The organism is Gilliamella sp. ESL0441 (assembly GCF_019469185.1).
Lineage (GTDB): Bacteria > Pseudomonadota > Gammaproteobacteria > Enterobacterales > Orbaceae > Gilliamella.
Genome location: NZ_CP048264.1, coordinates 1,208,300 through 1,226,911 on the forward strand (window position 1 = coordinate 1,208,300; position 18,612 = coordinate 1,226,911).

Annotated in this window: 15 protein-coding genes, 1 tRNA gene and 1 pseudogene; 16 read left to right on the forward strand and 1 reads right to left on the reverse strand. The window is 33.4% G+C overall.

Features of this window, described 5'->3' with window-relative positions; translation table 11 throughout:
* Positions 1-181: 181 nt before the first annotated feature.
* The 5 genes and pseudogenes from argC (at position 182) to serC (ending at position 6,336) form a co-directional block, all read left to right on the forward strand.
* Positions 182-1,192, forward strand: a complete 1,011-nt coding sequence (gene argC, locus GYM75_RS05370) for an N-acetyl-gamma-glutamyl-phosphate reductase (protein WP_220217133.1) — start codon at positions 182-184, stop codon at positions 1,190-1,192.
* Between the two features lie 71 nt (positions 1,193-1,263).
* Positions 1,264-2,043, forward strand: coding sequence for an acetylglutamate kinase (gene argB, locus GYM75_RS05375; protein ID WP_220217134.1), 780 nt, complete (start codon positions 1,264-1,266; stop codon positions 2,041-2,043).
* 122 nt (positions 2,044-2,165) lie between these two features.
* Positions 2,166-3,383: pseudogene (locus tag GYM75_RS05380) on the forward strand (argininosuccinate synthase); the annotation flags it as partial.
* 291 nt (positions 3,384-3,674) lie between these two features.
* A complete protein-coding gene (gene argH / locus GYM75_RS05385) occupies positions 3,675-5,051 on the forward strand; it encodes an argininosuccinate lyase (RefSeq protein WP_220217136.1) in 1,377 nt (458 codons plus the stop codon).
* Positions 5,052-5,250: 199 nt separating this feature from the next.
* The gene (gene serC, locus GYM75_RS05390; RefSeq protein ID WP_220217137.1) at positions 5,251-6,336 is read left to right on the forward strand and encodes a 3-phosphoserine/phosphohydroxythreonine transaminase; all 1,086 of its coding nucleotides are present in this window, start codon (positions 5,251-5,253) and stop codon (positions 6,334-6,336) included.
* Between the two features lie 53 nt (positions 6,337-6,389).
* Here serC and GYM75_RS05395 read toward each other — a convergent pair whose 3' ends face one another.
* Positions 6,390-6,749: a DUF4156 domain-containing protein gene (locus GYM75_RS05395; protein WP_220217138.1), complete on the reverse strand. Its 360-nt coding sequence runs from the start codon at positions 6,747-6,749 to the stop codon at positions 6,390-6,392.
* A 221-nt stretch (positions 6,750-6,970) separates the two neighbouring features.
* Between GYM75_RS05395 and GYM75_RS05400 the strand changes: the two genes are divergently transcribed.
* The 11 genes from GYM75_RS05400 (at position 6,971) to GYM75_RS05450 (ending at position 18,394) form a co-directional block, all read left to right on the forward strand.
* A tRNA-Ile gene (locus GYM75_RS05400) sits at positions 6,971-7,047 on the forward strand.
* Between the two features lie 886 nt (positions 7,048-7,933).
* Complete coding sequence (locus GYM75_RS05405; protein WP_220217139.1) at positions 7,934-9,475, forward strand: phage tail tube protein; 1,542 nt, start codon at positions 7,934-7,936, stop codon at positions 9,473-9,475.
* 37 nt (positions 9,476-9,512) lie between these two features.
* Positions 9,513-9,932 (forward strand): hypothetical protein, encoded by a 420-nt coding sequence (locus tag GYM75_RS05410; RefSeq protein ID WP_065557711.1) that lies wholly within the window; start codon positions 9,513-9,515, stop codon positions 9,930-9,932.
* A gap of 26 nt (positions 9,933-9,958) precedes the next feature.
* Positions 9,959-10,264 carry a hypothetical protein gene (locus tag GYM75_RS05415; RefSeq protein ID WP_220217140.1) on the forward strand — a complete coding sequence of 102 codons (306 nt, stop codon included), beginning with the start codon at positions 9,959-9,961 and terminating at the stop codon, positions 10,262-10,264.
* Positions 10,265-10,510: 246 nt separating this feature from the next.
* Positions 10,511-12,127, forward strand: coding sequence for a hypothetical protein (locus GYM75_RS05420; RefSeq protein ID WP_220217141.1), 1,617 nt, complete (start codon positions 10,511-10,513; stop codon positions 12,125-12,127).
* Between the two features lie 230 nt (positions 12,128-12,357).
* Positions 12,358-13,536: a hypothetical protein gene (locus GYM75_RS05425; protein WP_220217142.1), complete on the forward strand. Its 1,179-nt coding sequence runs from the start codon at positions 12,358-12,360 to the stop codon at positions 13,534-13,536.
* The gene (locus GYM75_RS05430; protein ID WP_220217143.1) at positions 13,520-14,305 is read left to right on the forward strand and encodes a phage BR0599 family protein; all 786 of its coding nucleotides are present in this window, start codon (positions 13,520-13,522) and stop codon (positions 14,303-14,305) included. Before GYM75_RS05425 ends, GYM75_RS05430 begins: the two co-directional genes overlap by 17 nt.
* A 9-nt stretch (positions 14,306-14,314) precedes the next feature.
* The gene (locus GYM75_RS05435; RefSeq protein ID WP_065557716.1) at positions 14,315-14,554 is read left to right on the forward strand and encodes a hypothetical protein; all 240 of its coding nucleotides are present in this window, start codon (positions 14,315-14,317) and stop codon (positions 14,552-14,554) included.
* On the forward strand, positions 14,554-14,772 hold the full coding sequence (locus tag GYM75_RS05440; RefSeq protein ID WP_220217144.1) for a hypothetical protein: 219 nt from the start codon (positions 14,554-14,556) through the stop codon (positions 14,770-14,772). Before GYM75_RS05435 ends, GYM75_RS05440 begins: the two co-directional genes overlap by 1 nt.
* Positions 14,742-17,555, forward strand: a complete 2,814-nt coding sequence (locus tag GYM75_RS05445; RefSeq protein ID WP_220217145.1) for a phage tail protein — start codon at positions 14,742-14,744, stop codon at positions 17,553-17,555. The genes GYM75_RS05440 and GYM75_RS05445 overlap by 31 nt, the downstream gene beginning before the upstream one ends.
* A gap of 8 nt (positions 17,556-17,563) precedes the next feature.
* Complete coding sequence (locus tag GYM75_RS05450; RefSeq protein ID WP_220217146.1) at positions 17,564-18,394, forward strand: carboxypeptidase-like regulatory domain-containing protein; 831 nt, start codon at positions 17,564-17,566, stop codon at positions 18,392-18,394.
* Positions 18,395-18,612 lie beyond the last annotated feature (218 nt).

Consider the following 18,612-nt stretch of genomic DNA (forward strand, 5'->3'; position numbering starts at 1 on the left):
ATCAATTTAAAAAACCTGCGGATCGTTGTCGGCAGGTTTTTAACTGTCTTAAACATTACTTTAAATCGATAAATGAAATTAAATTCACAAAAAGTGAATAAAAATTCATTTTAGGGCTTGTGTCGGTTTAATAAATAACCTACTATATATTCATTATTTAATAATAAATTATAGGAATGGTATGTTAAAAGCGGTTATTGTTGGAGCGAGTGGTTATGCAGGTGCAAAATTAGCCTATTACTTGACTAAACACCCACATGTTGAACTTGTTGCTTTAACGGTTTCAGAAAATAGTCAAGATGGGGGAAAGCTTATCTCAGACTATAATCTTCATCCTCAATTAAAAGGGGTGGTTGATTTACCCTTGATTGCAACCTCAGATTATTCTTTTTTAATTAATGATATCGATTTGGTATTTTTGGCAACTGAGCATGCTGTTAGTCATGCTATCGCCCCTTATTTTTTAGAGCACGACTGTACGGTTTTTGATTTGTCGGGTGCTTTTCGTGTTAATTCTTCCTCATTTTATCAAGATTTTTATGGTTTTACTCATCAACATCAACAATGGTTAGACCAAGCGATTTATGGTTTAGCCGAATGGAATTTTAAGGCAATTAAACAAGCAAAATTAATTGCCGTTCCCGGTTGTTATCCAACGGCCAGTTTGTTACCTTTAAAACCATTAATAGAAGAAGATTTAATAGATAAATCGCAATTACCTGTCATCAATGCGGTAAGTGGCGTGAGTGGTGCAGGGCGTAAACCTTCACATAATAATTTATTTTGTGAAGTCAGCTTACATGCCTATGGATTGTTTACTCATCGTCATCAACCTGAAATTGCAACGCATCTAGGTCAAGAGGTCATTTTTACCCCTCATTTAGGATGTTTTAAACAAGGTATTCATGCAACGATAACCTGCCTTGTAAAAGCCAATGTGTCTTCTAATGATATTCTTTCGGCTTTAAATAAGTATTACAGCGATAAGCCTTTAGTTAGAGTTTATCAAAAAGATTGGCCAGCTTTAAAAGCTGTCATTGGATTACCTTATTGTGATATAGGATTTGTTTTAAAAGGACGACATTTAATTTTAATTTCAGTGGAAGATAACTTATTAAAAGGTGCAGCAGCACAAGCTGTGCAGTGTATGAATATTCGATTTGGTTTTGATGAAACAACGGCGTTACTTTGAAAATTGGGATATTTATCGATAAATTAAGATGAATAGCGGTTAACGATAATCTAAGTTAATAGGGAATTGAAATGAAACCATTAATTATTAAGCTTGGCGGCGTACTACTCGATAATAAAGATGCACTCAATAAATTGTTTGTAGTTATTCGTGATTATAAACAGAATTTTAACCGTCCTTTAATTATTGTACACGGTGGGGGCAGTGTCGTTGATTCCTTAATGGATAGGTTATCGATCCCCGTTGTTCGTCGTAATGGATTGAGGGTTACACCGGCAGATCAAATTGATGTGATTGTTGGTAGTCTTGCTGGTAGCGCAAATACCACTTTACTCTCTGAAGCTAAAAAACAGCATATACCAAGTATAGGGCTCTGTTTAGCGGACGGTGATAGCGTCAAAGTTAAGCAGATTTCGGAAGAGCTTGGGTATGTTGGTGAAGCTCAGGCTGGGGATCCAACTTTAGTGAATCTTCTAATAAAAAATGGTTATTTGCCGATCGTAAGTTCAATTGGTATAACAGATGAAGGCCAAATGATGAATGTTAACGCTGATCATGCAGCAGTGGCGTTAGCTAAAACATTAGATGCTGATTTAATTTTGCTTTCTGATGTAGTTGGCGTTTTAGATGAGAATAAACAGCGCATTGAATCATTAACACAATCACAAGCTGATCAACTTATCGCTAATGGGGTGATTACTGATGGCATGATAGTTAAAGTTAATTCTGCATTTGAAGCTGCTGAAGCGTTAGGCAGGGGAATTGATATAGCAAGTTGGAAAGAACCGGATAAACTGATTGAATTATTTAATGGAAAATCCGGTATAACGGGCACAAGAATTATTGCTTAAATAGCGATCAAATATTATATTACATCGGTTATCATTATAACTGTTTTAAGAAAAAAAGTGATGTAGGTTTCAAGATTTTTTAACTTATTCGTCGATCGTCGTTCATTAAGAAAGGGTATAACATGAAAAAAAGTAGCACAAAAAAGGTCGTTTTAGCCTATTCAGGTGGTTTAGATACATCCGCTATTATTCCTTGGTTAAAAGAAAATTATGGTGGATGTGAAGTTTATGCGTTAGTGGCTAATGTCGGTCAAGATCCAAAAGAATTGAAAGATGTAGAAAAGAAAGCCAAAGCTTCTGGCGCTGTAGCATGTAAAGTGGTCGATTTACGAGAAGAATTTGTTAAAGATTATGTTTACCCAGTCTTAAAAACCGGTGCTTTATACGAAGGAACTTATTATCTTGGTACATCAATGGCACGTCCAATTATTGCTAAAGCACAAGTCGAATATGCGATAGAAGTTGGCGCCGATACGCTTTGCCATGGTGCGACAGGCAAAGGTAATGACCAAGTCCGTTTTGAAACAACTTATACAGCGCTTGCTCCCCAATTAAAAGTGATAGCACCTTGGCGTGAGTGGGATTTACGCTCACGTGAAGCCTTAATTGATTATTTAAAAGTAAGAAAAATACCAACAACCGCAACGGTCGAAAAAATTTACAGCCGTGATGAAAATGCATGGCATATCTCAACCGAAGGTGGCGTTCTTGAAAGTACTTGGAATCAAGCAAACGCAGATTGTTGGGCTTGGACGGTTTCTCCTGAAGATGCACCAAATAAACCTGAACTTGTGACTATTGGTATTGAAAAAGGTGAGGTAGTTTCAGTTAATGGTAAAAAACTTTCGCCTTACAACTGTGTTGCCACATTGAATAAAATTGGTGCTAAACATGGAGTAGGTCGGGTCGATATTATTGAAAATCGTTTAGTAGGAATCAAATCACGTGGTTGTTATGAAACGCCTGGTGGTACCATTATGATGACCGCTTTGCGAGGGCTTGAGCAGTTGATTTTAGATCGTGATAGTTTCAAATGGCGTGAGCAGTTAGGTCTTGAAATGGCTTATGTTGTTTATGATGGTCGTTGGTTTGCCCCTTATCGTCGCTCTATTCAAGCAGCAGCCGATGTGTTAGCTGAGGATATGACAGGTGAAGTTGTGGTGAAGCTTTATAAAGGCAGTGCTACCGCAGTGCAGAAAAAATCACCGAATAGCTTATATAGCGAAGAGTTTGCTACATTCGGCGAAGATGAGGTTTATGATCACAGCCATGCTGGTGGTTTTATTCGATTATTTTCTTTATCTTCACGCATTCGAGCATTGAATGAAGAGAAGAAAAAACAGCCAGCTAAAAAAGCTAAAGCTGCTACAAAAACATCTGATTCACCAAAAAAGGTAAAAACGGAGAGTAAAGCTAAAGCAGCAACCAAAGAAGTAACTAAATCTAAAACAACAAAAAAATCGGAAAAGTAATTTTTTGATATTGATCTAGATAAGTGAGATAAAAGATATATATAGGCTATGTCCTGTATATATCTCTTTTATAGTCTGTTAGCTATTTTATTCAAAATAAGAACAATAAATTCAGATTGTTTAGCAATTAAAATTGATTAATAAATATTTGAGGTAGGTATGGCATTATGGGGTGGGCGTTTTAGCCAAGCAGCAGATCAACGTTTTAAACATTTTAATGATTCTTTGCGCTTTGATTATCGTCTTGCTGAGCAAGATATTATTGGATCTATAGCTTGGTCTAAAGCATTAGTCACGGTTAGTGTCTTATCCTATGATGAGCAAAAAAAACTCGAAAAAGCCTTAAATGAATTATTAGTCAGTGTTCAACACAATCCTCATCAAATTTTAGAAAGTGATGCTGAAGATATTCACAGTTGGGTCGAACAAAAATTAATTGAAAAAGTGGGTGATCTTGGTAAAAAATTACACACAGGACGAAGTCGTAATGACCAATCCACTACTGATTTAAAATTATGGTGCAAATCTGAAATTCAACAGTTGATTTCAGCCATTAATCACTTAAGACAATCTTTAGTTAATACGGCTGATAAGCATCAAGAGACTGTGATGCCAGGTTACACCCATTTACAACGAGCACAACCCATTACATTTGCGCATTGGTGCCTTGCTTATTATGAGATGTTAACGCGTGATGTAAGCCGTTTACAAGATACGTTAACACGTTTGGATGTGAGTCCATTAGGTAGTGGGGCACTAGCCGGTACCGCTTATCCAATGGATCGGGAGGAGCTTGCAAGCTGGTTAGGGTTTGCTCAAGCAACAAATAACAGTTTAGACGCTGTTTCTGACCGTGACCATATTCTGGAATTATTAAATAACGCTTCAATTGGTATGGTACATCTATCACGTTTTGCAGAAGATTTGATTATTTTTAATAGCGGTGAAGCTAATTTTGTTGAATTGTCTGATCGTGTTACATCGGGTTCTTCATTGATGCCTCAAAAGAAAAATCCGGATGCTTTAGAGTTAATTCGAGGAAAAGTCGGGCGAGTTGTGGGGGCTTTAACTGGTGCAATGGTCACTTTTAAAGGATTACCGCTTGCTTATAATAAAGATCTACAAGAAGATAAAGAACATCTGTTTGATGCTCTAGATACATGGCTTGAATGCTTAGATATGGCCGCTTTAGTATTGGAAGATATCAAAATTAATAACGATAGATGTCGAGAAGCCGCCAAACAAGGTTATTCAAATGCGACTGAACTGGCAGATTATTTAGTTGCTAAAGGTATACCATTTCGTGAAGCCCATCATATTGTGGGTGAGGCCGTGGTCGGTGCTATCGCTAAACAAAAAGCTTTAGAAGAACTCTCATTAGAAGAACTAAAAGCGTTTAGTTCGGTAATCGACAATGATGTTTACCCAATTTTGTCTTTGGCATCTTGTCTTGCCAAACGTTGTGCAAAAGGGGGCGTATCACCAGACCAAGTAAAAATGGCGATTGAAAATGCTAAACGACAATTAGCAATTTAATTGTTCATCTCACCTGTTTAGCCAGTATTTTGCTGGCTTTTTATATTATCACTGTTTTTATTACTCAATAATCTTATCAAATATACAAAACAAATTTGACGGCAATTATTCAAAAAATCTTGATAAAAATCTGATTGTATATCTTGCCAGACAGTGTAAAAATGTATGTCTATTTTTTGAAGGATTAAAGTGAATTGCAATGAGTAAGAGTTATAACTTTAGTGCAGGTCCGGCTAAAATACCTGCTGATGTTTTACAACAAGCACAGGCTGAATTATTAAATTGGCAAAATACGGGCGCTTCGGTGATGGAATTAAGTCATCGAGGCAAAGAGTTTGATCAATGTGCGATTGAAGCAACCAATGATCTGCGTGATATTTTAAAAGTACCCAATAATTATAAAATATTATTTTGTCAGGGTGGGGCTCGCGCACAATTTGCAGCTGTTCCTTTAAACATTTTAGGGAATAAAACCAGTGCTGATTACATCAATAGTGGATATTGGAGTGAATGTGCAGCTAAAGAAGCAAAAAAATATTGCAATGTTATCGAACAAAATATTGTTATTAAACAGGCAGGTATCACATCGGTTAAACCTATGTCTGATTGGCATTTAAATAGTGATTCGGCTTATGTCCATTATTGCCCAAATGAAACCATTGATGGTATCGAAATATTTGAAGAACCTAATTTTGGCGATAAAATTGTAGTGGCTGATTTTTCTTCTTGTATTCTATCTCAACCTATTGATGTTAGCCGTTATGGTATCATTTATGCAGGTGCCCAAAAAAATATAGGTCCTTCAGGTATTACCATTGTTATTGTCCGAGAAGATCTTCTTGGTCATGCTAAATCTATTCTGCCTTCCGTTTTAGACTATAAAGTGTTGAACGATTACGATTCTATGTTTAATACTCCGCCAACCTTTGCTTGGTATATGTCAGGTCTAGTTTTTAAATGGATTAAAAAACTTGGCGGATTAGAAGCGATGGCAAAACGCAATCATACTAAAGCGCAACAACTTTATCAATTTATTGATCAGTCAGACTTTTATCGAAACACTGTGGCTAAAAATAATCGATCCATCATGAATGTAACGTTTTTATCACCCAATGAAGAGTTAGATAAAAAGTTTGTCAGTGAAGCAACGCAAGCCAATATTATTGGTATAAAAGGGCATCGTATTGCCGGTGGAATGCGAGCATCAATTTATAATGCGATGGATATTGAAGGTGTGAATTACTTAATTGAGTTTATGAAACAATTTGAAGCTCAAAATGGATAATTAAAATTTATTTTGTGAATAAAAAAGGGGAGTACTTCCCCTTTTAATCAATCTTAATTACAACGATAAACATCACCAACCATAATCGCATCAGTTGGTGCAACATCTGAAATATATTGTAATGATGCATCTTGAGCATCATATATCACATTTCCCCCCATAGCGGCAGCTTTGTTCATCAAATCAGATGCAGCATCACGTATCAGTTCGCTATGTGTTTTTGTACCAGAAAAAAATGTTCCACGACGTCCTTCTGCTTTACCTAACAGTTGACAATTAGCCGTTGGTTTAGTATCAACAAACTGAACTTGACGCCCAGCTTGGGTAAGCTCATATTGAGAATTACTACATGCATTTAAAAATAACGCTGTAGACACTGTTAAACTAACTAATAATAATTTTTTGCAAGACATAATATTTCCTCAGCCATTAGAACAACAGAACATTAATTATAACCTAAAACATTGTAACAGGTTAATGGGTTTAAAAATATCAGTTATTAAAATCCAAAGTATCCAATAGATTAAAGATTAAGAAATAAGCAAACCGACTTAATTTATGCATTTAACTATAGCAAAATCGATTTAAGTCTATTATAATCGCAACCCTACTAACTTAGTAGCACATCACTAAAGGCCCCTTAGCTCAGTTGGTCAGAGCAGTCGACTCATAATCGATTGGTCACTGGTTCAAGTCCAGTAGGGGCCACCATCATAAGAATCAAGCAAATTTATAAACGTTCAAAAAAACATTATTTATTAAGTCATCCATATCTAACTGTAAAAGCATCCATCTTTTTTATCAATTCTGATTCGAAAGTTAGAACTTTAAGTTGAATCATTAAAAATTATTAAAGTGAGCTTTATCGGCAATTTATTTTTAGCATAAACGAAAATTGAACTTATGTTTAAAAAATTATTTTATTAATTTAATATATTTATAATCATATAGTTATCTATTTTATTTTAATGAGACATATGTATTTTTAATTAAATAAAACCGATAATTTAGCTTGATTAATTGACACCGTACATTTTTGGTGTATAATTAACCTAAACTAAGATAATTTTATTTAAAGCCCCGCTATAAATAGTGGGGCTTTTTTATTTCTCGAAAACATTAATGGGTTACTAAAATAATAATTTCCCGTTTTTTAGTTGATAGAAATGAAATTGATAGTTTATAAAATATTTCAGATTTATTTTTTATATGATCAATGCCAAATTATTTAAAAAGGAGGTTTTCAAAAAACGTAAACAAATAATTAATTTTATCTTACTAACAGTGTCATCAGTATAAAAAAGATGTTATATCTTTTCTTACAACTTTTTAAGTTAACATAAGTAACGTTTTCAATTTTTAGATTTAAACCTTAAACATCATCTCCATCGTGAGTTTATTCAAACTCTCAATAACTTTCTAATAATACAATCTCAAAAAATTAAATCAGAAATCTCATCAGTATATTAGATGAATTGATAGCCTCAATTCTAACGATTTATTTAGAAATTCTGATAATCAACCACCGCAAAATAGCAATATTTTCAATTGTTATTTTGCAAATACAACTAAAACATTTAATTAATTAGGAAATAATATGAATACAACAAAAACAATTGACAGTAATGTTACAAGTTTATACATCGCAGAAGAAGATGATTTAAAAATACTTCCTAGCAATCCTGTTTGGCATGGTATCGAAGTAAATAGCTATAGTGATTTCGGCGGTTCTACAACCTTACTACAGCGAGAAACGATCAATCCTTCACGACAAAATCAAAAGGGTAAAATTGTTGATATTGATGCTTCAGCAGGTTTTAGCCTTGATATGACTAAAAATATTTTTCCATGGCTAATGCGAGGCTTCATGTTTGCAGAAGCAAGAGAAAAATTTACAACTCAATCACTTAGCGGTAAAACATTACCTATTAAGAGTGTATCAAAAGGTTATAATTTTCCAGATAGTCATAAATTACCGCAAAAATTACTGACCGGCACGATTATTCATGCTTCAGGGTTTAGCAATTTTGCAAACAATGGTTTAAAAATTGTATCTTCTTGCTCTGATAACAATATTTCAACTAACTCAAGTACACCACAAATAGAAGAATTGAATCCGCCAGCTAGCGCAAAAATTTCTGCTGTAGGTTTTAAATTCAGCTCTGGTAGTTGTTCAATGGAAGTTAAAAAAGGAACATTACCTAAATTAGTTTCTACTTCGACTGATTTAACTAAGCTCGGATTAATTGAAGGTGAATGGATTTGGGTTGGTGGTGATGCATCGGACTCTTATTTTCCAAAAAATAGAGGTTGGGCAAGAATAACCGAAATTACTGCGAAAACAATAACTTTTGATGATACCGACTTTGTGCCTGAAAATGATACCGGTGCTAATATTAAATTAGAAATCTATTTTGGAACGGTAATTAAAAATGAAAAAGAACAAAATAAAATTGTTAAAAAAACCTATTGTTTTGAACGAACACTCGGTTCAGTTAATAACGAAATTCAAGCCCAATACGTAAATGGGGCAGTTGCAAATGAATTAACCATTAATATGGGTTCAGCGCAATATGTTACTGCAGATTTGAATTATGTTGGATGTAATTCTTTCACGAAAAAAGGGAAGGATCGAATTATAGGTGAACGTTTAGAATGTGATAAATCATCACCTTTTAACGCAACTTCTAATATTTATCGACAAAAATTAAGTATCAATGATACGAAAAGTTCAACACCAAGTGCTTTATTTGCTTATGTTACTGATTCCAGTTTAGCTATTTCTAATGGTGTTACAGGAGTTAAAGGACTTGGAATTTTAGGAAGCTTTGATGTATCTGTTGGTAATTTTAGTGTAACCGGATCAATTACCGCATACTTTTCTTCGGTTGATGCGATAGAAGCGATTCGAAACAACGCAGATGTTGGCTTTTCGACAATTTTAGCTGCGGAAAATTCAGGTGTCATTTTTGACATTCCTTTATTAGCATTAAGTGGTGGTATGCCTAATATAGAAAAAGATCAGAAAATTACGATACCACTTGAGAAAACAGGGGCGGAAAACAAACATGGTTACACAATGATGTATCAAACATTTGAATACCTTCCTGATTCAGCAATGCCATATGTTAACGTTTAATTATATTAATCATAATTGTGCTTTTTAGGAGAAGAAAATGAGTTTATTTGAACAATTTGAAACAGATAGAAATAAAGAAAAAGATGGGGTTCCAGTGACTTATGGAGCCAATAAAGATGGAACAATTCCAACGTTCTATTTAGCCCGAATGGGAGGCGTAAATTCTAAATACTCGATGTTAATCAAAAAACTAACTAAACAATACAAAAGACAAATACAGTTAGATTCTTTGCCAGAAGATAAAGTCATTGAAATTTCGATGCAAGCTTTTGTTGGTGGTGTACTAAGAGGCTGGGAAAACATACAAGGACGTGACAATAAAATTATACCGTTCACTTCTGAAAATGCCATCAAACTTTTAACTCAATTGCCTGATTTATTTAATGATTTAATTGCACAAGCAAGTGATATTGATTTATTTAAAACGGTTGAGCTGGAAAAAGATATAAAAAACTAATTGAAGTCCTTGAATATCAACTTGATATGAATGGAAAGGACGAAGATATCATCAGAATGTCTCAACAAATGGGACAAGCACTTCCAGATAAAATCAAAAATAAACCCGAACTTGACGAACATCTTGAATTTTACTATCAAGCTTTTCTCGATTTAGATACGACACGTTCACATTCAATGGGCCCAACACCTATTTCATGGTTAGCAATCATTGAATACGCTCGGTTTTATCAATTAGATAATGAAGATACGAATGATTTTGTTTATCTAATACGTGAAATGGATAAGGTAAATTTAAAATATGTTAATCGGGCTTTTAAATCAAAAAACTAAGTAACATTTTTTAAAAGTAGATGATTATTCATCTTTATTAAGCTTAGTTCATTAAATTTTTTATTGAAAATAGAGTGGTTATATAAGGCTAAAATGAACTTGTATAACTACTACTATTTTGTAAAAAGTTTACCTATAAATAATTTAAATCAGCGCTTTAAAAATATATCAACATGAGAGACAGACTTATTAGTTAATAAATATTGTACCTCAATTTGATTATATTCAGGCAAAAAAGGGGTTTATATGGCAATTGAAACATTACAGTTTTCAGAGAATATTCCTTCCTCAATCAAAACAAAGCTAAAAGGTATCGATAGTGCTTCAGTTTCAGCAAGAATAAATTTAAACAAATTAAAAACATTGTTAAAAAATAGTTGGAATACAGATCCGTTTAAGAAAGCTGAAGATAGTATTAAAAACTTAAGTAACGAAATATTAAAAAGCTTTGAGGTTGTAATAAATCGTACAAAAGTATTGAAGAATCCAAATGAAAATTTCAATACATTGACGACAAAAACAAAAAATACTGGGATAGCACAACATCAATCAACAGCTAAAAATACAGATAACACATTAATAACTCCAGATGAACAACTTTTACTAAGTTCGTTAAATCCAATAAATGATAAACTAAGCGAATTCAACAAAAAACAATCAGAATTGGCAGGCATCTATCAAAAAGCAGCAATTAGTCAAAATGAGTACAATGACTATATGACATTATTGAATCAGCAATATGATGAATCAATAGATCCACTTGGTAATTATAATAAAGAGTTAGGGCGAACATGGGAACTGATGAAACTCTCTTCTCAAGAAAGGGCTATAGAAAATGAATTTAATCGTATCACCCTAGATCTGATGAATAAAGGTTTAATATTAAATCAACAGCAAAATGCTGAATTAAGAAAAACAATCGAATTGAATCAGGAGTATTTGAGAATACTTGCGATTAAAGACGGCTTAGAGAACAATTCAAAAAAACAAAAGCAACAAGATTTTGGTGATTTGGTTAATGCTTTAAGTCTGTCCGAATTAGATGATAATGAAATAATCAACGTGTTGAACACAGATAGTCGAAGTCCATTTACAGGAATGTTCGAAAACTCTTGGAGCTTATTAAGTTTGCAGATTGAACAATATCAATCGATGTATGATCAAATAAATGTTCTTACAGAAAAATTCAATCTTGATCAGTCGGTTGCCGCATCATTAAGAGCACAAGTTTGGGCCAAACAAAATGATGTTATTTTAAGTCAGGCAGATAAATTTTTTGGCAATGTGGCAAAATTACAAAGTTCAAATAATGCTACGATGGCTAAAGTTGGTAAAGCAGCAGCGATTGCACAGGCCATTGTAAATACTTATCAATCTGCTAATGCTGCCTATGCATCTATGGCAGGTATTCCTTATATAGGCCCGGCTCTGGGTGCAGCAGCTGCGGCGGCGGCTATTACTTCCGGTATGGCGAATGTCGCAGCCATTCGATCTCAATCAACAGGCTTTATGAAAGGTGGTTATACGGGGAACCTGGCACGAACTCAGGTAGCAGGTCTAGTACATGGTCAAGAATTTGTGATGAATGCGTCAGCAACGCAACGAATAGGGGTTAATAACCTTGAAGCCTTACAACGTGGAGATATGAGTAGCATACAAGTTCCTCAAATTACAAATCAAAGTTCAACATCTGAAAAAGCTGAAAGTAGCTTACAAACTATTGCCCCAATCATTAATATTGCTTTAGTCAATGACAATGACAGTGCACAGCAATGGTTATCTACTCAAGAAGGTGTCAAGCGAATAATGCAAATAAATCGAGAAAATGGTGATGAACTAGCAACAATAGTGAAAGCTTGTTAATTAAAATGTCTAAGTAAGACCAAATTGCATCAAAATTGAAAATCCCAAATGATATAGTTATAAGATCAAAGTGGATTTAAAACTTGAGTAACTAATAAAATTAAGCGCCTCAATTGGCGCTTTTTCTTTATAAACATTCAAGAACAAATTAACAAAAGCGCATTTAGCTAGCCTTTCACCATTGTCAACATATCAAAAATTGCTTAATTCTTATTTTAAAGAAGGCCAACATGTCAAATATCATTACAGAACAACCCATAAAAGGGGCTAAAGAAACATTTTCCTGGCTAACTGATATCATCGAAACAAAAAACGGTAGAGAGCACAGAATAGGTTTACGTGCTTTACCACGAGTTTCTTATGAATACTCATTTTTAACTCATATTCATAATCGTAACTATTATTTAAATTCACTCAGAAATAATTTTACTGAGATATGGTTGATACCAGATTGGTTGTCAGGAATATATCTTGGGGAACTAGAATTAGGTCAGAAAACTATACCTAATATCTTAAATCAAAAAGTGGGTGATAAGTTTTTGATTTATCAGAATGCTGAACATAGTGAAGTAAATGAATGGCTACAATTACCAAAACAAAAGCCATTAGAATTTGTTTTCATAGAACCCAAAAAAACCAAATTAGTGTTTGAACTAAAAAAAAGAGTTCCTGTTGAAAAGCAGGTCAATATAAAACCGATAAATTATCATTATAAAGCAGCGTATATTCTTCCATTAATGCCATGTTATCTTACTAATACTAAATACACGACTTCAGGGTATGAAAGTCAAATAGATATTAGTGTTGAGCTAAGTCATGAATTGAATTTTAGCAGCGGCGCTAATTATGGTATCAAGTATCTTGGATTAGAAGTATTGCATAATTGTTATGGAGTGAATGAATCAACAATTCAAAAAGATATTGAAATTGTTGATTATGATCTAGGTAAAATTACCCGAATTGAGAATTGGCAATATTCAAAGCTGTCTCGATCTTTGACTTTTTACCTTGATGGACTGAAAGAAATCCAGGCTTTTAAAAAATTTATTTATCGAATCGAAGGAAAACTTAACGCATTTTGGTTATGTGATAACGATGAAAATCTTGTTAAAACACATATATTAGGCGATAAGATTTATATAGAAAATCAATCATTTAACCCATCATTCAAATATTTAGCATTATTTCATCCAGATAGTGTTTCGTATGTGAAAATTATCAATATTAAAAATACGGGTAAAAGTATTCAATTAACGATTGATCAAGTTATCACTAAGCCTATAACAAAAATTAGTCACTTAATGTTATGTCGTTTTGACACCGATGATATACAAATTGAATACGATACCTATTTACAAGCTCAATCTAACATTCCAATAATCGAGGTTTTCGATGATCAATATTTTTAAACAAGCTGAATTATATGTTTTTAATGATGGAATCAATACATATCGTTATACCAATGGTATGCGTGAACTAAATATTGATAATCAGACATATAAAAAAGAGTCCATCAATCGCACAGCGATAAAACGGGATGCCGCTATTTCCAAAAATAAAATTGATATAACCATGCCAATTACTAATGAAGTCGTGAAATCATGGATAAACCCGGATATCACGAAGCATTTACTTGTTGATATCTATATTCTCGATAAAAAAAATATGACTACGATGTCATGGAGTGGGCGTTTAACTCAGACATCAACATCAGAAAAAGAGATGGTGATGACATTTGAATTATTGATTACACGCTCAGGGCAAACTGGTGTAAATGAAAAAATTCAGCGTAATTGTCGTTATTCTCTTTATGGCGAACATTGTGGTCTAAATAGAGAGGATTTTAAGGTAAAAGGCACTGTGTTAGCTTATGAAAATGATATCGTCACGGTTGAATTTGAACGTGAAATTGAAAATGGTTATTTCACGGCAGGTATTTTAAGGACGCCTGAAGGCGAACAGACGTTTATTAAAGAACATAATCAATCATCAATAGTCCTAATCAGAAAAAATCAGCAATTGTTGGACAATTTAAATAAAGGGATATTACAAATTACGCTGTACAAAGGTTGTTTAAGAACCCTAAATTCTTGTCATTCATTCAATAACACCATCAATTATGGTGGATTTCCTTATTTACCTTTAGAACCGTTAAATAACGGTAATTCAATTGTTTAGGAGCGAAATATGTTTTTTTTAATTTCTGCATTAGTTGCTGTTGTTGTTGGAATGGTCGTTGGGATGGTGTCTTCAAAGGGCAAAGCAAATCAACAAAAAATAGAAGCTGATGAATTTAAAACGGGAACTTCAACAGAAGGAACGGGAATACCCATTGTATTTGGTACCGTTAAGATAACCAATCCAATTTATACCTGGATTGGAGATAAAAAAACGTCAGCTATTAGAAAAAAAGGTGGCAAAAAATAATGAAAATAATTGTAACCAGAGACGATATGATTGCAGTAAAACAATGTAGTCGTGGTGGACGGGAGTTTTTTAAACGTCATGGACTCGATTGGAACCAATTTTTGAAAGAAGGAATAGATGCTGAAATTTTAAAATCAACCAATGATGCAATGGCAAATCAAGTTATAGAACATGCGGAGCGTAGAACATGGGCGGAAGTAAGAAAAAGCAAACTGTAGGTTATAAATATTACGCTGGAGTCAGTATGGTTTTGTGTCAAGGCACTATCGATAAATTGACTAATATTAGCGTAGCAGACAGGACAGCATGGCGAGGTGCTGTGCAAGATGGACAAATAGCCATAAATAAACAAGGATTATTCGGTGGTGACAAAAGGGAAGGTGGTGTATCAGGTACAGTTGATGTGTATTCAGGTCATCATCAACATAATCGAAATAGTTATTTGGCAAGTAAATTATCAGCTATTGTACCGGCTTATCGTCATGTCGCGGGTCTTGTATTCCGACAATTTTATTGGGGAAATAACCCTTATATGAAAGATATTTCGGCAGTTGTTCAGCGGATTCATTATCAAGACTCCAAAAAAACACGACAATGGTATGACAGTAAAGCAGAGATAAAAACTGAAAATGGAAGTGCAAATACAGCTATCCATTTTATATTGGATACTTCAATGAGTATGAGTGGAGGGCGAATCCAAGCACTTAAATCAGCGATGAAACGTGCTATACAAAATCTTTCAACTTCAATCGATTTGATGACATTAAGATTAGATATTCTGATAACCACTTATCAAGGCGGAAATCCACAAACAAAACTAGTTAGAAAAGTTTCTCAAAACGATATTGTAGGTCTTTTATCTTTTATTGATAATTTAAAAATTGTTGGCGGAGAAAATCTTGAAAATGTGTTATCTCATTCTATAAATTTCTTTAAAGACACATTCAATCAAACAATGAATCGATGTTGTATTTTTGTTAGTGATGGTGAATTAGAAAATGCTGACCATATCAAAAATGAAGAAATTCATAATATGATTGATAAAAAAGGGCAATTTAATGAACAAGATGAACATGATGTCAAAATATTTTGTATCAATGTTGATAATACCAATAAATCATTAAGTTCAAAAATTGATAATACGCCAGAAGATGGGATACCAGTAATAAAGGGAACCGATTCGAACATTATTTATGATACCATCATGAATGCAATCAATAATCTCAATGCAGATATGAATCCCGCCCACATACTAAGAGAATTAGTACTTAATCAGCAAAATGGTTTTAATTCGAGCCTAATCAAGAACAGCATTAACGAAGATTCATTTAGACAAGCTGCTGATCTCTTTTATCGAGAAAAACTTGGTCTTTCTTATATATGGAATGATCAAAGTAAGTTTGAAGATTTGAAGAAAAATATTGAAAATACTGCAAACTGTGTTTTATATCAAAATGCTAAAACAAATCAATTTGAAATAAAAGTAATTCGAAATGACTACCATATTGAAAAATTACCTCTTTTTGATAAAACGAATATAGTCAAAATTTCCGATATTAAAAAAAATATCATCACTGAGATGATTAACTCGGTTACCGTCAATTTTATAGACAGAACAAATGACTATAAACAAGGTTCGGTGACTGTTCGGGATGATGCTTTAATTTTGATGGCTGGACGTGAAAATAATACGACTGTTACTTATGATATGGTTTACAATCGTTCATTAGCTTCTAGACTAGCACTTCGTGATTTAGCCGCATTATCTTCAGATTTAGCTTCTGTTTCATTAACCCTTAATTTAGACGGAAGAATGCTTAATCGTGGTGATGTTTTTGTATTGGATATGCCACAGCTAGGGCTAAATAGAGCCGTAATGCGTGTAACTTCACTTGATTACGGTACTCAGAAAAGTAATCAAGTTACCGTTGAATGCATGAGAGATGTGTTTTCATTGCCATCATCGACAGTGGTAAGTAATCAACCCGTCATTATACCCACAACCGATATAAATTTAGCTAAACCAGCTAAACATTACGCTATTATGGAATGTCCCTATTATGAACTGGTTTATAATTACGGGCAAAGAGAAGTTGATTTTATGATTCAAGATGATAAGTCGATCGGTCAAATAGCTGCAACAATTGCATCGCCACCAGAGGGGACTTTTCATAGTGAGTTGGTTACATCTCTTTCGAATACTTTTGAGAATCCAGAAAATATCATAGATTGTGAAATGAGATTAATAGAGCATGAACTTGATCAAGTTACATCAATTATTACACTCAACTTTAATCCACCAGAACAAGACTATAACTGGATCTTGATTGGAAACGAAATTTTATATGTTCAATCTTTTTCTAACAATCAGCTGACCGTCAAAAGAGGGTGTCTTGACACATTACCAGAAAAACATGAAAAAGGGAGTAAAGTCTATTTTTGTGGGGGACAATTATCATTAAAAAGTGATGAATATTATCAAGGTGATAAAGTTGATTGCCGAATTATTACAAATACTTCTACTGATTCATTAGATCCTTCATTAGCGACAGGTGCAATGATTAATATTCAAGGTCGAGCTGCAAAACCTTATCCTCCTGCAAATATTACGATAAATAATTTTTATTTTCCCGATAAACTTAGTACCGACCAACTCTACATCAAATGGTCATCGAGAAATCGACTTCAACAAACATCAGGAGAACTTATTGGATGGTATGAAAGCGATATTACACCAGAAAGTGGTGTTAAATATCATCTGACCATCAAACTCAATAAAAGAATAATTGTAGATCAAATTATTGATGTTACTGCATTTGAATTGGATGTTTCTGAATATCTTCAGGGAACGCTAGATATTCAAATATCAAGTATTGTCGATAATATTTATTGTTTTACACCATTTTCTCATTCGATTGAACTTCATAATGACTTAATTTTTAAAATTCATGAAGAACAATCAGCAATTGATAAAAATAATCTACTAGTCAAAATTAAATAGGAAAAATTATGGCAAAAATAGCAATTATATCTAATAGCACCTCTCGACAAGACATCAAGAATGTATTTGAAGGGTTAGGTCACCAAGTTGATTATCTGATAGATGACAATATAACTTATAATCAATTGATGACCTACGATTTAATCGTATCAACAAACCAATATTCGCGTAAAGAGGTAATTAAACAGTGTGTGGATAATGGTATTCCTGCAATTGTAGCGGAAGGAAATTCATCGTCAGTTTCTTTAGGTAAAGATTTAGGTATGTTTGATCAAAATGAACATCAAGTTCGTGATTGGAATTACTTAAGACCATTAAAAATATCTTTAATAACACAAAAGATCCCTAAATTGGGTTGTGCCCCTTATTTGAAACCAACATGGTGTACGTCTTTTCCTCTTTCTTCAATGGCACCTGGGGGTGAAGCACTGTGCGCCTTGTATCATGACCGTGATGATTTTATCATTTGTGCACAATTTAAAAAAGGAACGGTCGATAAATATGGGGGAACTTTTGGCGCAAATTGTATTTTTATGTCATTCTTAGATCGTGAATATTTAACAAGAAATGCGATAAAAATGCTCGATAATGCTATCAATTTTTGTTTTCAGAATTATACAACCCTATCGGGGAAAGTGGTGGATGAAACAGATCAACCAATCTCAAGAGAGGTAAAAATATATGATCAGAAAACAGGAGAATTAGTTTCGGAAATAACAAGTAATGAAGACGGTTTATTTTCTGCTGAAGTATTTTCTGGACAAAGCTACTATGTCATTGCATTTGATAAAGATAATGGAAAGAAAAATGCAGTAATTATAGATAATATCAAAGTTTGATTAATCATAATAATAACAAATCAATATAAGTCCCATAAAATTAACCTATTAAATAATTTTAAATAATACTTAAAACCGAAATTCTAATCTAACCAACTATAACTTCTCAATTTAACCATTCATTTTATCACGATATTAAAACGACGTTTAGAACTAAAAATCACTTGTACATGCTAATAATAGATTTTCAATGAATGGTTAATTGTTTTTATCAATCT

Coding starts and splice junctions, on each gene's coding strand:
- argC (WP_220217133.1), top strand. CDS start 182: ATGTTAAAAGCGGTTATTGTTGGAGCGAGTGGTTATGCAGGTGCAAAA.
- argB (WP_220217134.1), top strand. CDS start 1,264: ATGAAACCATTAATTATTAAGCTTGGCGGCGTACTACTCGATAATAAA.
- argH (WP_220217136.1), top strand. CDS start 3,675: ATGGCATTATGGGGTGGGCGTTTTAGCCAAGCAGCAGATCAACGTTTT.
- serC (WP_220217137.1), top strand. CDS start 5,251: ATGAGTAAGAGTTATAACTTTAGTGCAGGTCCGGCTAAAATACCTGCT.
- GYM75_RS05395 (WP_220217138.1), bottom strand. CDS start 6,749: ATGTCTTGCAAAAAATTATTATTAGTTAGTTTAACAGTGTCTACAGCG.
- GYM75_RS05405 (WP_220217139.1), top strand. CDS start 7,934: ATGAATACAACAAAAACAATTGACAGTAATGTTACAAGTTTATACATC.
- GYM75_RS05410 (WP_065557711.1), top strand. CDS start 9,513: ATGAGTTTATTTGAACAATTTGAAACAGATAGAAATAAAGAAAAAGAT.
- GYM75_RS05415 (WP_220217140.1), top strand. CDS start 9,959: ATGAATGGAAAGGACGAAGATATCATCAGAATGTCTCAACAAATGGGA.
- GYM75_RS05420 (WP_220217141.1), top strand. CDS start 10,511: ATGGCAATTGAAACATTACAGTTTTCAGAGAATATTCCTTCCTCAATC.
- GYM75_RS05425 (WP_220217142.1), top strand. CDS start 12,358: ATGTCAAATATCATTACAGAACAACCCATAAAAGGGGCTAAAGAAACA.
- GYM75_RS05430 (WP_220217143.1), top strand. CDS start 13,520: ATGATCAATATTTTTAAACAAGCTGAATTATATGTTTTTAATGATGGA.
- GYM75_RS05435 (WP_065557716.1), top strand. CDS start 14,315: ATGTTTTTTTTAATTTCTGCATTAGTTGCTGTTGTTGTTGGAATGGTC.
- GYM75_RS05440 (WP_220217144.1), top strand. CDS start 14,554: ATGAAAATAATTGTAACCAGAGACGATATGATTGCAGTAAAACAATGT.
- GYM75_RS05445 (WP_220217145.1), top strand. CDS start 14,742: ATGGGCGGAAGTAAGAAAAAGCAAACTGTAGGTTATAAATATTACGCT.
- GYM75_RS05450 (WP_220217146.1), top strand. CDS start 17,564: ATGGCAAAAATAGCAATTATATCTAATAGCACCTCTCGACAAGACATC.